We start from the raw sequence: 15,256 nt of genomic DNA, 5'->3' as shown, positions 1-15,256 counted from the left end.
GTTATTAGGTTTTTTATTTCCTCCCTTCGGGAGGATAAAGGTGGGCTGCCTTCAGAATTTTTATTGCATTCTCATTCACTTCTTCAGAAAGTTTCAGCCATAACACAGGCGCAGCGTAAAGCACAAGGCAAATAAGCGAGCGGATAATCATGTCGGCATAAACATTCAGGATAGGAGGGATGAAATAAATCACTCCGAGCGTGAAAACCCCGATAAGAATCACCCACACACTTTTAAAGTCAAAGGGCTGCATGCCAAACACGCTCCAGATGTAAATAATGCGAAGCGTGTTGAGCGTGATAATGGAAAGCATGGTAGCGAACGAGGCGCCTTCAATGCCGTATGTTGGAATAAAGGCAAGGTTCAGCGCAATCATTACGCCAATCAGCAAAATGGTGAAGAGCAGATCGTATCTGTATTTTTTTGAAGTGACAAGGATGATTCCGTTGATGCCCGTTGCCATGTCGAACAACCGCCCGATGCCGAGAAAAAGAAAAACATATTTGCCCGATGCGTATTCATCCGGAATGAAATGAAAAATATTATCAATGTTCACCCACAATCCAAGGAAAATAAAACATCCGGTAATCAAACTCATCAGCGTAACTTTTTTGTAGAGGTCGTGCATTTTTTTCATCTCGCGGTTTTTCCAGAACTGCGCCACCAGCGGACTCGCCACTCTTGCCAGCGAGCGGTAGGGAATTAGCATGACCGTTGCTATAAAAAACACGGTGGTGTAAACTCCCGTATCCTTCAACCCGATCATGGCAGCTACCATCAGCGCGTCAATGTTATTCATCAGAATGTAACTCATGTTGCCAACGATGGCAAACGAACCGTAATGGAGAACAATTTTGAAAAAACGTTTGGTGGTGCTGCTCCATTCGGGTTTGAATAAAAGCTGTTTCAGGTAAGCCATGTACACCAGCAGGATGAGCGTGGCGGAACAATTCACTCCTACATAAATGATGACAAATTCGTGAAAAGAAACAAGCTTAAATGCGAAAAGCAAAATGCTGGCGGAGATCATCAGGCGTAAAACAATTTCGTTGACGAGCGAGAATACCACCGTTTTCATCAGCGAGCGCAGGAAAACTTCCAGCAGGTTGTAATAAACAGTGGCAAGCGCAAGCGGAATCACGTAAAACGAATACTCAACGAGCAAAGGGGATTTTTCAGAATAATAATTTATGATGGGAGATTTAAACAGCAAAAAGATAATGGTCAGCAGCAGGAAGCCGAATAAGGAAAGGAGGGATGTCCAGAATAAAAATCCGTGATGATGTTTTTCCTTGTCCTTGAAATATGGAAAGAATTTTATGGTAACACCTGTCATTCCTAATCCTGAAAACTGAGCGTACACGGCTGCAATACTGATGATAATATTGGAGAGACCTACCTGTTCTGCCGTAAGAAAGTTGGTGAAGAGCAGGATCTTGTTCAGATAACCGATGGCAGCTCCCAGATAAGAGATGACCATGATGCGTATGCTGTCGCGCTGAACGATGCCCATGTTACGAAGAAACGAGATTACAGATTACAGATTACAGATTACAGATTATTTTTTTAACGCTCATATCTTAAAAACTTTGACCTTTGCAGGCAATGAACGCATCAGCGAAAATATTTTTTGTCAAACTGAAATGGTTTTTGTACGAAAAGTTTAGTTCAGTATTTGATTTCATTTTATACGCGCTGAATGTTCCTGTTACAGGCACCGGCAAGCTGAAACGCAGCGAAAAGAAAGTTATTGTCTATCTCGGAGAACAACTGCCTGCACGGATTCCGAGAATAGCCAAGTGGGTGAAGCGAAGCGGAGAATATTCAACCATTCTTGTATGCAGCCAGCGCGGTTATTTTGAAAAGTTCAGCAACAATGAGTTTGATGCCGTGTTTCTTTTCCGCAACGCATTTCATCTGAAACGGATTCTGAAACAACTTCCCCAAGTTTCCCTCATGCACGCTTTTGCTCCCAAGAGTTATTATCCCAACATCGCAAGGCAAACGCTGAAAGTTCCGTTTGTTTTAGATATGCAGGATGTTTATTCCATTTATTACGGCTTGAATCCCGCGCTCGGCTGGCTGAAAAAAGAACTGCCGCATGAAAGAGAATGTTTGGAGAAAGCCGATGGACTTGTTGCTCATTCGCTCGAGCCCAATGTGGCGTTCAGAAAATACGGCATAAAGAAAAAACCCAAGACCATTTTCTTCCCGCTTTACTGCGATGACGATGTGTTTCAGAAGAGCCCATCCCTTCCTTCCCGAAGGGAAGGGGTTTCTTCCCTCTCCCCTTGGGGGAGAGATGGAGAGGGGTCTCTGGTCTATGCCGGAGGCGTGGCGGGCTCTCACCGCAATCCAAAACAATACGGCAACATACAGTTCCATGAAATCATAAACATTCTCTCAAAGCAAGAAATCCATTTTCATATTTATCCCAGCCCCTCAAATATACGGGCTGATTATGAAGAGTACGAGCAAATTGCAAAGCAGAATTCCTTTTTTCATTTTCATGAACCTGTGGCGCAGGATAAACTGGCTGAGGAATTATCGAAGTATCATTTTGGTTTTCATACTGGATTTGTCAATAAAGAATTGCATAAACAATCGTATGACAAATACAAATACTGTACAACATTGAAGCTTTTTAATTTTATTGAAGCGGGAATACCTGTTATTATATCGGAGAACATTGTCTATCAGTCGTGGATAGTAAAGCGATATAAATCAGGTATTTTGATTGACAAGCAAGACTTGCTCGATTTGCGAAAAATTCTTTTTCAAGATGATTATACAATACTTGCTGAAAATGTAATCTTAGCCCAGAAAAAACTATCATTAAAGGATAATACGAAGCGTCTGTTAAATTTTTATAATAAACTTGTACTCTAATACCATCTTTCATGGCAAATAAATTAATCTTATTCGGGGCTTCAAATTTTGGAGATGAAATTGTCCAATTGTTCAGAGACATAAATAAAGCAGGCAAAGACACTCAATGGGATATTGCTGGTTTTCTTGATGACAATCCTGATATGAAAGGTAAAATCAGAAATGGAGTCCCCGTTTTAGGAGGCAAGGATTGGCTGAAGGATAATCACAAAAGCGATTATAACTATGTATGTTGTATCGGAAGTCCTAAAGCAAAATCAAAAGTAGTTCAACATTTGAAAAGTTTTAATGTCAAATTTGCAACCGGAGTTCATCCATCAGTTATTATGTCAGAGACAACAACCATTGGGGAGGGAACAGTAGTTACTGCTGGAAATATTTTCACAACAAATATTAACATACTTGACCATGTAATTTTCAACCTTGCTTGTACACTCGGACACTATTCAGTTGTTCATGATTACTGCACCATTAATCCCGGAGTAAATATTTCCGGTGACGTAATATTAGAAGAAGGAGTTTTGATTGGCACAAACGCAACCATACTCGAAAAAATAACAATAGGAAAGTATTCAATTATCGGAGCTGGCGCTGTTGTAAATAAAAATATTCCTGCTAATGTTACTGCTGTTGGAATTCCTGCTAAGGTTATTAAAGAGAATAAGGAATAAAAAAGTTACCGCAACAAAGTAATATTTCCTTTTTTAATCGCTTCCTGCCCTGCAAGTGTTGTTGCTTTACAATAATAAGTAAATACGGCAGGGTCAAAAACTTTTCCATTCAGTTTTCCATCCCAGGCATCTGATATTTTTTCTGTTTCAAAAATATTTTCTCCCCAGCGATTGAATATTGCCAGGTAATAATTTTTTATGCAACTGATTCCTTTTATATAAGAGATAACAAGAACATCATTCTCTCCGTCATTGTTCGGGCTGAATGCATTGGGGATAAACAAATCCTTTTCCGGATTGCCGCAATCGGGTTCAACAACAAATACAATGACGGTGTCAACATCACTGCAGCCCCATGAGTTGGTTGTAATAACATAGTAAACAGTAGTAGAGGTAGGGCTTACTGTAATTATACTCGCAGTTGCCCCGTTGCTCCATGAATAAGTTCCGCTTCCTGATGCGGAAAGAGTGGTTGTATTGCCCGAAGTGATGGTAGTATTACAACATGCGTTAACAGTTGTTTGGGGAACAACAGTAATAGTTGTGCTTGCGGTATCGGAACAAGAGCCGATGGATACAATTACCGAATAAGAAACAGTTGATGCAGGTGCAATTATAATTGAAGCAGTAGTTGTTCCGTTGCTCCACAAATAATTCCCGCCACCCCATGCGGTAAGCGTACTGTTTTCTCCGGCACAAAGGGTGGTGTTCGGTGAAATGATTGCGTTCGGAGGAGGAGAAACTGTTACTAAAACAGATGCGGTATCGCTGCAACTGCCCGAAGAAACCAGCACAGCGTAACCGGTGTTATTCGCTGGTGAAACAATGATGGAGGAAGTGGTGGCTCCGGTGCTCCATAAAAAAGAATTTCCACCCGAAGCAATAAGAGCAGTTGAATCTCCCGAACAAAGTAAATTGTTTCCGGTAATTAATGCTGAAACAGAATTATTGACAGTAACAAACGTGGTGGCAGTTTTCGTGCACCCGCTTGCATTAGTCACTGTTACGCTGTACGAAGAGGTTGATGTCGGGCTGACAACAATTGATGAAGCGGAAGAGCCGTTGCTCCATGAATAAGAGTTGCCTCCGGTAACGGTAAGCGTAACGGCATCTCCGCTGCAAATAGTAGTTGAAGGAGAAATTGTTGGAGTCGGTAATGCATTAACAGTAACGGTTGCAGATAAAATGGATGTGCATCCGCCCGATTCTGTAACGGTTACACTGTAAGCAGTAGTAGTTGAAGGAGTAATACTGATTGAAGAAGTGGTAGCGCCAGTGCTCCACGAATAATTTATCCCGCCTGAAGCGCTTATTGTAGATGAAGAACCGATACAAATTGTAGAGGGTCCATTAATATTAATTGAAACATTGTTAGATGAATATTCCCATAAATCATTAAAGTATGTACCACCGTCCCATCCTCCACAGATATATCCTTTAGAACAAATCACAAATGTTCCTCTGTCTACATCAGCACGTGCAGAGGATGGAAGAGTTGGTATTGTGCTCCATGTATTTGTCGTTTGGTCCCATTGCCAAAAATCATTTGTGTATGTCCCAATTGTTCCACCAGTACCTATGAACCCTTTATTGCCAATTGAAAATCCAACTGCTTCAAATCTTTGGGAGCCAGAAAAATTTGCTTTCTGCGTCCACGTATTTGTAGATTGATCCCATTCCCAAAAATCATTATAGAATGATGAAGAAGGAAGATATGCTCCAGTTCCTAAATATCCTTTCGTGCCTATTGAAAATCCAGTTGCGTAAGCTCTGATTGTGCCACTGAAATTCGTTTTTTGTGTCCATGTATTGGTTGCTTGATTCCATTCCCACATATCGCTATAATAACTTACGGAGGGATTGTAATAACCAGTAACAATATATATGTTTGTTCCAATCACAAACCCAACTCCAGTTGCTCTGCTATTTGCACCCGCAGGCATATTTGCCTTTTGACTCCATGTATTTGTACTTTGATCCCATTCCCATAAATCATTATGATATGTTGAGCCATTTAAATAACCTGTAGAAATATATCCTTTTGTACTTATAGAAAAACCAATGCCATCAATTCTTGCAGTTGGAATATTTGCCATTTGAGTCCAAGTGTTGGAAGACTGGTACCACTCCCAAAAATCACTCATTGCGCTGCCAGAGTTATTTAGTCCACAACCAATATATCCTTTATTTCCTATTGAGAAACCGGAAGAGCCTCGTCTTCCTTGTGCTGGTAAACTTGCTTTCTGCGTCCAAGTACCTTGAGAGAATATGATAGAATAAGGATGAAGAAGAAATAATACTGCAAATAAAAAAAATATCTTAAAATTTAATTTTATATAAAACATTGGAAGATATTTTCACATAAGCAAAATTAACCATTTTTAATCTCCTTTTTGATAAAACAGATACAACATTATGCAACATATTCTCATCACTGGCAATGCCAGCGTGTTGTCATCCGCACCGTAAAAGCAAATACAAAAGTGGTAGGAGTTCCCGCAAGAGAAATGTAAGGGCATTTACGCTCTTTGTTTCCTTACATCAGTCGTTTGTAGGGGAATTTACGCTCTTTTCCTTCAGGTAAATGAGTTTTTCCTCCAATAAAAAGTTGTTTGATTTATAAAAACAGACAGATTTTAAACCTACATTAATAATTTCGATAAAAATCCATCTGACATAGCTCCTGTGTCAGACCATTTTGTTCCTTTGTCAGACCATTTTGCTTCTGTGTCAGACCATTTTGTTCCTTTGTCAGACCATTTTGCTCCTTTGTCAGACCATTTTGCTCCTTTGTCAGACCATTTTGTTCCTTTGTCAGACCATTTTGCTCCTTTGTCAGACCATTTTGCTCCTGTGTCAGACCATTTTGTTCCTTTGTCAGACCATCTTGTTCCTTTGTCAGACCATTTTGTTCCTGTGTCAGACCATTTTGTTCCTTTGTCAGACCATTTTGCTCCTATGTCGAACCATTTTGCTCCTGTGTTGAACCATTTTGCTCCTGTGTTAAATATTTTTGTTACAAGAAGGCGCTCTTTTCCTCCAGGTAAATGAGTTTTTCCTCCAATCGTAACAAAGAAATTCTCTAATTCATGACAGGGATTACTGCACCATCACCTTTCTTATAATCCTGTTATTCTCATTTTTGATGCTGAGCATATAGATTCCGCTGCTGAAATCTGCGGCAGAAAATTTCTTTGTGAAGTTTCCTGAGAAGTTTTTCAGTTCATACGCATACACTTTTTGCCCGAGTTCATTATTTATTTCAATCACATAATTTCCTTTTGCTGGGGCATTCAGGGTGATGCTGAAATCGCCATTGCTCGGATTCGGGTAGACCGCAACATCGGTTATTTCAAGAAATGCTTCATTGACAGCGGATATACAACTCACATAGGTAGTATCTGTGAACGTGCATCCTTTAGAATCAGTGATGGTTACAATAAGTGTATTGGTGGGCAGCCCTGTCAGTCCGAAAACAAACGACTGTGTTGAGCCGGTGTTCCATAAATAAGTTAATGGCGGAGTTCCACCCGTTGGGTTTACTTGTGCTGTTCCGTTACTGTTGCCGCATATAGGAGCGTTGATGCTGAAGGTGGCAGCGAGAGCAGTTGGCTGGGTAATGGTAAAAAATTTAATTACCGTATCAATACAAACGGTATCAATTACCTGCACCGTATACGTTCCGCTTGTTAAGCCGGAAACATCCTGCGTGGTGGCTCCGCCAGGCGACCATAAATAAACATATTGCGTGCTTCCGCCAATGGCAGTAAGATTAACTGAGCCATTGCTTCCTCCATTGCAGGAAACATTTGTAATGCTTCCGAAAGCTGCCAGCGGGTCCGGGTCAATAATCAGGATGGTATCTTTCACCGTATCTGCACAGGATAAATCCACTACCGTAACAATGTATTGACCGGCAACAATCCCTGTAAGATCCTGCGTGGTGGCTCCATTCGACCAGAGGTAAGAAAAATTTCCGCTGCCGCCATTAACGGTGAGGTTGGCAGTGGCGTTGTTATCTCCCGCGCAGGAAGGAAATGTTCCGGTTACGGAGGATGAAAGAACTGCCGGCTGGGTTAAAGAGGCGGTTACTGACTGAGTGCATCCGCTTGCATCGGTGACAAGGAGCGTATAAGTTCCTGCAGGAATGCCCGTAGTGTCATCTGCATTTCCGTTTCCGGGATTCCAGTTGTAAGTGAGTGCGCCTGCACCGCCTGTTGCGGTGGTATAAATTTCTCCATCGCTGCCTCCGTTGCAGGTTACGTTGAACGAGGAATCAAAAGCGAGCGTAATGAGCCCTGCATTGATTATTGCTGACGTTGCAGAAGAGGCGCATCCGTTGGCATCAATCACATTGAGGGTATAGGTTCCGATGGCAAGTCCGGTGGCATCACCCGTTGTTCCTCCTGAAGGCGCCCACACATAGGTGAAGGCGCTTGTTCCTCCTGATAAAGTGGTATAAATTTTTCCGTTAGAAGAATTACAACTTGTTGCATCAAAAACGCTGTCAACCGTAACAGAAATAGCAGTAGGTTCATTAACAGTTGCATTCTTTGTTTTGGTGCATCCATTGGCATCGGTAGTGGTGAGCGTGTAGGCTCCCGCACTTACTCCAATATAATCTCCGGTCAATCCGGCACCGGGCATCCACAAATACGTGTAAGGCGCAGTTCCGCCAGAAGAGGTAGTATAAATTTCTCCATCCGCTCCTCCGTTGCAGTTTACATCAAATGTGCTGTCAAGCGTTATGGAAGGAAGAGGATTAATGGTTACGGTAGCTGCATCAGAACCCGTACATCCGTTTGCATCCGTAACGATTACAGAATAATTTCCTATAGAAGAAACACTAATCGTTTGTGTTGTAGCTGCAGGAGTCCATGCATAAGTGGAACCCGGATTTCCTGCATTGAGAATAACAGTGCCGCCACATTGAGTTACATCCGCGCCTAAGTTAACTACCGGAAGTGGATGTACAATAACAGTAATCCCTGTTGAAGCGGAATCGCTGCAGCCAGTGACATTGGTCTTTATCATATTGTATATTCCTGCCGTGGTGGCTGTATAAGTAGTGTTGACTTCTCCAACAATAATTTGCCCGTTCTTGTACCATTGACGTGTTCCGCCAGAAGAGCCAGTGAGGATAGTGCTTCCTCCTGTGCAAATGTCAGGGTTGCCGCTCAGAGTAACAACAGGGTTTGTATTTACAGTTAAAGAAGCCGCATTGCTGGTATCTGAACCAACTGCATTGGTAACGTAGCATCTGTAATTTCCGGCATCAGTTACTACAACAGAACCAATAGAATAAATATCAGAAGTAGCACCGCCAATATCAACACCGTTTTTTTGCCATTGGTAAGAAAGTGGCGCATCGCCTGAAGCGGTAACGCTGAAAGTGGCAGAGGTTCCAACACATGCTGTTGCGTTAACCGGCTGTGTGGTAATAGTGGGTGCAACCGTATAGGTTACCACTAACCTTGGTTTTGAAGCCGGTGTTTCGCGCGGAGTGTAAACGATGTAATCATTAAAAATATTTCCGGTCATTAAACTATCGGGCGAGTTCACGGCATTTCCGCCTCCGGTGCAGCAGGTCGGGTCATCGAAATCTTTCAGCATCACCGTGCAGAAATTGTTGGAAAGATTATAATCCTTTAAAAGAATTTGCTTTATATCTGCTGAGGAAGCAAGCCCCGGTGCCATTCCGAAACCCAGCAACTGCAGAACGGTATCCGTGCGGGTAAATCCCATCAGCGTTGCTTGCAAATCACTTTCTGTCCATGCCTGATTATTTACATTCATGAACTTAACATCGCCATCCCAGCTTATGCCTACCTGGGTAACATTCACCTGCAGCGTAACATTTCCTACTACGCTATTGGCAGGCAGGGATGAAATATCAAATTTCATAAACGAGTTCTTGCCTTGCCCTCCTCCGAATGTTACCGCATATGCATCGGCAGCCGGATATAATGTATCGCTGTGCTGTGCCTTTGCATTAAATGTAAAAGCGCAGCCAATCGTCAGAAGAACCGATACTTGTGTAATTAATTTTTTCATGATAGTTGTTTATAATGGATTAGTGGTTGAATGCAAAAGAAATAAATGAGCGGAAGAAAGGCAGATGATTGGGAGCGGATTCATGGGTGAAAGATATTGTTGCTTCTAACGTGAGAAAGTTTGGAAAGGTTTCAAAAAGACAAGACAAAATTAAATTATTAATGCGCGAGGAAGTCAGTAATTCCAATTAATGCAAAGACACACTTTATCTCAAAAAGGGTACATTCAAAAAAATTACCTTATCAACTCCACAAATCCCTTGTAAATTCTGTCTTCTTCAGTTGGCTGTTTAACATGCATGCTCACCACATAATAATAAGTGCCGTCTTTCGCCTGAATGCCCGCGTTGGTTCTGCCATCCCATCCGTTGTTGCGCAGGGTGGTTGTGAACAGGAGCACGCCCCACCGGTCATAAATCTGAAGGGAATATTTATCGCCCGGACAAACTCCCGGAATGTAAAAGATATCGTTATATCCATCGCCATTAGGAGTGAACACGTTCGGAATTAATTTTTCCTGCAAGCAGGGCTCGGATAAAATAAAAATGGAATCCTTACCAATGCAGCCCGATGAATCATAAATGATAAAAGTGTACACAATTGTGTCTCCGGTTCCGATGATCAAAACGCTGGTGCAGGTGTCGCAGTTTAATCCTGTTGCCGGTGTCCAGTAATATGTATAAGGAGGAACACCTCCGCTGTAGGTGGCAGTAACAGCAATGATGCTGTCGGCAGGAACGGTAATAACAGAAGGACCGCTGAGAGAAACGTTAATGATGTTTGTTACTAATACAGTATCGGGTGGGTACACAACCGTTTGACATGGTGAGCCGTCTGCCAAAGTATCTTCAAGTATAAGATGCGGAATCCATTGTCCTGCATTCGTATATAAGTGGCAGGGATTCTGAATGCTGGCTGTTCCCCCATCTCCAAAATCCCAGAAATAATTAATGGTGTTAATGCTGATGGAGTTAAAACATACGGTGAGCGGATTGCATCCTGATGTAGGTGTAAGAGAAAAACTTCCGGTAGGAAACGGCACATTGATAATACTGTCCATCACAATGGTGTCTATGCAGCCACCTGCATTGGTGACGATCAGCGTAACGCTGTAAATTCCTCCCGAAGAATAAATGGCAGAAGGATTCTGCCCGGTGGATGTTCCTCCGTTGCCGAAATTCCATGACCATGCATTTACAAACCCGGTGGATAAATCTGTGAAATCAATTACCAGATTATTGCATAACATGGTATCAATCGCCCAGCTGAAGTTGGCAGTGGGTTTGAGAATGCGAACCGTATCGGTGAGAGTGCTGTCGCATCCGTTAATGTCAGTTACGGTGAGCGAGACAATGTATAAGCCATCATTCGTATAAGCGTGCGTGGGATTTTGTAATGTGGAAGTATTGGCATCACCAAAATCCCATAGATAAGTATTGGGTACCACAGCGGTTCCTGTATAAGTATAGGTGAGCAAATCGCCTTTGCAGGCAAAGGTATCCACTGTGAAAGCAGGATAGGGGAAAGTGGGCTGAATGTAATTGTTGATGGTGATTATTTTCATGCACCCGTTTGTGTCTTTTACTGTCATGGTTACAGCATAATTGCCCGGAGTAGTATAAATGTGAATGATGGAATCATTGTTTGTAGTATCAATTGTGCCGTCACCGAAATCCCATATCCATTGCACGAGCACGGAATCAGAAATAGAAGTATCAATGAAAGTGACCGGAAGCGGGCGGCAACCTGTGAGCGTGTCGGCAAAAAAGTAGGGCAGGGGTCCCAGTGATTTCACGGTATCCTGCAGCGTGTCTTTGCATCCGTTCACATCGGTGATGATGAAGGTGACGGTGTAGGCGGCAGGATTGTTATACGTGTAAGAAGGATTTGAAATGAGCGAAGTGTCAAGAATTGTTGAAGGGTCGCCAAAGTTCCACCAATAGGTATTTGCATCCTGCGATGTGCTGGTGAAGTTGGCGGTGAACGGATAGCATCCATCCGGATTTACCGTGTAACTCGCTATCGGTTCCGCAATGGTGAATGAGGCAGAAGCTGAATTGAAACAGCCAGTGGAATAATTATACGCGGTGAGCGTAACCGTGAACGGACCTCGAACAGGATACGTATGAACAGGATTGAGAATGTTGGATGAATCCTGCGAGCCGTCACCGAAATCCCAGAACAATGAATCAGCTCCTTCTGATGCATCGGAAAACTGAACAATATAATAATTGGTGCAGCTAAGCGAATAAGTGAAAACTGCTTTGGGCGGAAGTATCACTACGTTTTTAATAACCGAAGTGTCCGCGCATCCGTTGTTGTAAGCGATGAGATAAACCTGATAGGTTCCGGTATCGCCATATGTGTAGGTCGGATTTTGCTGAGTGCTTGAGCCCCCATCGCCAAAACTCCAGTACCAGCCGGTTACATTTCCGGTGGATGAATCAAGAAAATTTACCGGCAATCCGTAGCAAACGGTGTCCTCTACAATTCCAAAATTGGCAAAGGGAGGAGTTCCTACATGTATGCAACCTGGACAAACAATGGTATCAGAGCATCCGTTTGCGGTTTGAATGATGAGCGTTACAGTGTAAATACCGGTGGCAGTGTATGTATGAGAAATCCCCGTAGCAGCGGTAGTGGAATTACTTCCATCGCCAAAACTCCAGCTGTAAGTGGCAATCGGATCAATTAAACTTGTACTCGTGCTCAGAAAATTTACTGTGAGCGGAACGCATCCGCTGTCGGGCGCGTGAACGAAGGATGCTATTGGGGGAGAAATAGTAATATAGTTCGGCATCACGATGGTAGTTACACAAGGACCGCTTGAGTTTGTAACGGTGAGCGTAACGGAATAAACTCCCGAAGCCGTATAGGTGTGAACAGGATTTTGCAGAGCAGAAGTTCCACCGTCTCCGAAGTTCCACGAATAATTTGTTCCTCCCGATCCTGTACTGGTAAAAGTTACAGTGAACGGAACATTGCAGGCAACCATGGTGTCGGCAGTGAAACTTGCAACAGGTGTTTGATTAACGAGAACAGTTCCGGTGGTAGTGTCAAAGCATCCATTCTCGCCAGCAATAAGAGTGACCGTATAAGTTCCGGCTGTGTTGTAGGTGTTGGCGGGGCTGATGGTTGTGGAAGAGTTTCCATCGCCAAAAGTCCAGCTTGCACTTGTTGCAGCAGGAGCAGATGTATTGTTGAATGATATGGATTGTCCGGAACAAACCACAGTAGGCGTTGCCACAAAACTTGCCGTAATGTTTTGAATGATAATATAGCTTGGTATCAGCAGAGAATCAATGCACCCGCTCTGATTGATGATGAGCGTTACGTTAAATGACCCTGAGGTGGTGTAAGTGTGTACTGTAGGATTTAGGTTTGGCACTGTTGATGTATTTCCGTCACCAAAATTCCATGTGTAAGTAGTTTGCCCGCTGGAAATAGAATTGTTTGTGAATGTAACGGTGAGCGGAGGAGTGCAGGCAAATAAAGTATCGGCAGTGAACGCGGGAGTAGGAGATGGCACAATCACAATGTTATGAACCATAGAGCCGCCACCGCATCCGTTCACATCGGTAACAATTACATTCACCTGATAGTTTCCGGGAAGAGAATAAGCATGGGTTACAGGAGAAGAAGTTGCTGCCTGTGTATTGCCATCGCCAAAATCCCATATCCAGCTTCCGATGGGAGCGCCATTGGGATTGGTTGCAATCACACTTGCATCAGTGAACGTTACTACTTGACCTACGCAAGCGGTATCAGTACTCATCGTGAAATTGGCTTGCGGCTTGTCGTAAACAACAATGTAATTGGTTTTAATTTCTGTGTCGGTATTGGCTCCGGTAACAGTCAGTGTTACGGTATAAACTCCGGGATTAAAATAAAAGGCGGTAGGATTTTGAAAAGTAGAAGTAACGCTATTGCCGAAATTCCAGTTCCATGCTGTTGGATTACCGGTAGAAAGGTCAGTGAAGTACACCTGCAACGGGGCGCAGCCGGTAACAGGCGAAGCGGAAAAGTTGGCGTTTTGAGCCGAAGCAGAAGTAAGAAGTAAGAAGTAAGAAGTAAGAAGTAAAAAAAAATAACTCCCCAGTTTTTTGAGTAGAAAATCAGACGATAAGTTATTTGCGTAATGAGGAGTCAATACACTAAGATTAAGCGAAACAAAGATAGCAGTATGTTTTAGATAACGAAAATCAGCTCAAAGATTAGTTGTCAGTATGCTATTGTTAATTGCTTTGTTTCAAAGAGATGGCTGATAATGCAGACGTAAAAGAAGAGAAGAAGGTTGCATGGGCAAGTAAGTAAGAAAGAAGTCAGATGTAATGAAAATCTCTTTCATGAAATAAGTTTTATGATTTGCGCAGCCAAATCATCACTATTTTGCTTATCAACTTTTATTGTGTGGTGAGCTTGCCTGTATATTGACTGGCGCTTTTTCAGATTCGTTTCAATGAAAAATTTTAAATCCACTTCGTTCATTCCGCGGATAAGCGGGCGTTTGTTTCTTGAATCAGCCAAACGCTTCACGAGCGCTTCCGCATCCATTTCAATATAAACGGAAGTTCCGTTTTTGTTGATGATCTCCATATTGTTGTGAAAGCAGGGACTTCCTCCGCCAAGAGAAATCACGGCATTGTCTTTTGCAAGAAGCTTTATCAGGTGTTCGCGCTCCAGCAGGCGGAACTTTTCTTCTCCTTCAGCATCAAAAATTTCTGCAATGGTTTTTCCCTTTTCCTGCTCAATATGCCTGTCAAAGTCAATGAAATCAAGATTGAGTTTTTCAGCAAGCCGTTTTCCAACGGTTGATTTTCCGCTGCCCATGTATCCTGTAAGAAATATCTTCATTCAATGCAAAATTAGTTTTTCCGTAATTCCAAAATGCTTATATCTTTGCGCTCCTTTTTAAAAACGAAATTGATCCCGTAGCTCAGCTGGTAGAGCATTACACTTTTAATGTAGGGGTCCTGGGTTCAAATCCCAGCGGGATCACGTCCTACAAACATCACGCTTTCATAATCAATAGATTATGGAGGCGTTTTTGTTTTTGGTACAAATAAGGGTACAAAACACCCTCTCCCTATCACATTCTACGATCTCAACTCAGATAATCCAACCTTAGTATATACAAATTTACTCTTTTGTTTCATAAAATAATTTAACGAAAGTAAAATTTTTTATGCAACAAAGTTTGATTTCGAGCATAGTGGTATTATATGGAAATATTATTACAGATATAATATACAACTCGAAATAATGAATGTTATAACAATTGAATCTGAGGTTTTCAAAAGACTCATGCAAAAGTTGGATGCAATACAGGATCGATTAATAGAGGTGGAGCATCAATCATTTAGCGACAAATGGGTTAGCAATACAGAGTTTGTTGGTATGCTGAAAATCTCAAAAAGAACAGCACAAAATTACCGAGACAAAGGATTGATTCGCTTTAGCCAGATTGGTAAGCAAGTTTATTATCGAATGTCCGATGTCTGTTGTAAGCTTCCCCTGAATTAGTACAGTTTAAAATTAGACTTTTGGGTCTAATTTTAAACCGATGAACAAAACACGATTCAACGAAACACAAATTCTGACCATACTCAAGGAGTATGAAGCAGGAAAAACTGCCAATGAACT

9 protein-coding genes and 1 tRNA gene are annotated in these 15,256 nt (G+C 42.2%); 5 read left to right on the top strand and 5 right to left on the bottom strand.

Annotated elements, in window-relative coordinates:
- Window positions 1-13: 13 nt before the first annotated feature.
- Window positions 14-1,513: a polysaccharide biosynthesis C-terminal domain-containing protein gene (locus HY841_01460; protein MBI4929399.1), complete on the bottom strand. Its 1,500-nt coding sequence runs from the start codon at window positions 1,511-1,513 to the stop codon at window positions 14-16.
- 92 nt (window positions 1,514-1,605) lie between these two features.
- Between HY841_01460 and HY841_01455 the strand changes: the two genes are divergently transcribed.
- Together HY841_01455 and HY841_01450 are read left to right on the top strand one after the other, a co-directional pair.
- Window positions 1,606-2,889: a hypothetical protein gene (locus tag HY841_01455; protein ID MBI4929398.1), complete on the top strand. Its 1,284-nt coding sequence runs from the start codon at window positions 1,606-1,608 to the stop codon at window positions 2,887-2,889.
- A gap of 11 nt (window positions 2,890-2,900) precedes the next feature.
- Window positions 2,901-3,560 (top strand): acetyltransferase, encoded by a 660-nt coding sequence (locus HY841_01450; GenBank protein ID MBI4929397.1) that lies wholly within the window; start codon window positions 2,901-2,903, stop codon window positions 3,558-3,560.
- Window positions 3,561-3,565: 5 nt separating this feature from the next.
- Here HY841_01450 and HY841_01445 read toward each other — a convergent pair whose 3' ends face one another.
- Window positions 3,566-5,905, bottom strand: coding sequence for a gliding motility-associated C-terminal domain-containing protein (locus tag HY841_01445; GenBank protein MBI4929396.1), 2,340 nt, complete (start codon window positions 5,903-5,905; stop codon window positions 3,566-3,568).
- A gap of 340 nt (window positions 5,906-6,245) precedes the next feature.
- Between HY841_01445 and HY841_01440 the strand changes: the two genes are divergently transcribed.
- The gene (locus tag HY841_01440; GenBank protein MBI4929395.1) at window positions 6,246-6,611 is read left to right on the top strand and encodes a hypothetical protein; all 366 of its coding nucleotides are present in this window, start codon (window positions 6,246-6,248) and stop codon (window positions 6,609-6,611) included.
- Between the two features lie 48 nt (window positions 6,612-6,659).
- Here the strand turns inward: HY841_01440 and HY841_01435 are convergent, their stop codons facing one another.
- From HY841_01435 to HY841_01425, 3 genes are all read right to left on the bottom strand, one after another.
- Entirely contained in the window at window positions 6,660-9,614 is a 2,955-nt protein-coding gene (locus HY841_01435) for a T9SS type A sorting domain-containing protein (GenBank protein MBI4929394.1), read from the bottom strand.
- Between the two features lie 234 nt (window positions 9,615-9,848).
- Window positions 9,849-13,763: a PKD domain-containing protein gene (locus tag HY841_01430; protein ID MBI4929393.1), complete on the bottom strand. Its 3,915-nt coding sequence runs from the start codon at window positions 13,761-13,763 to the stop codon at window positions 9,849-9,851.
- Between the two features lie 194 nt (window positions 13,764-13,957).
- Window positions 13,958-14,467: a shikimate kinase gene (locus HY841_01425; GenBank protein MBI4929392.1), complete on the bottom strand. Its 510-nt coding sequence runs from the start codon at window positions 14,465-14,467 to the stop codon at window positions 13,958-13,960.
- Between the two features lie 71 nt (window positions 14,468-14,538).
- Between HY841_01425 and HY841_01420 the strand changes: the two genes are divergently transcribed.
- Window positions 14,539-14,611: transfer RNA gene (locus tag HY841_01420), tRNA-Lys, on the top strand.
- Between the two features lie 264 nt (window positions 14,612-14,875).
- Entirely contained in the window at window positions 14,876-15,136 is a 261-nt protein-coding gene (locus tag HY841_01415; protein ID MBI4929391.1) for a helix-turn-helix domain-containing protein, read from the top strand.
- Window positions 15,137-15,256: the final 120 nt, after the last annotated feature.

Source organism: Bacteroidota bacterium (assembly GCA_016213405.1).
GTDB lineage: Bacteria > Bacteroidota > Bacteroidia > Palsa-948 > Palsa-948 > Palsa-948.
Note: the sequence above shows the minus strand (reverse complement) of the source record. Positions and strands in the feature narration are given on the sequence as shown.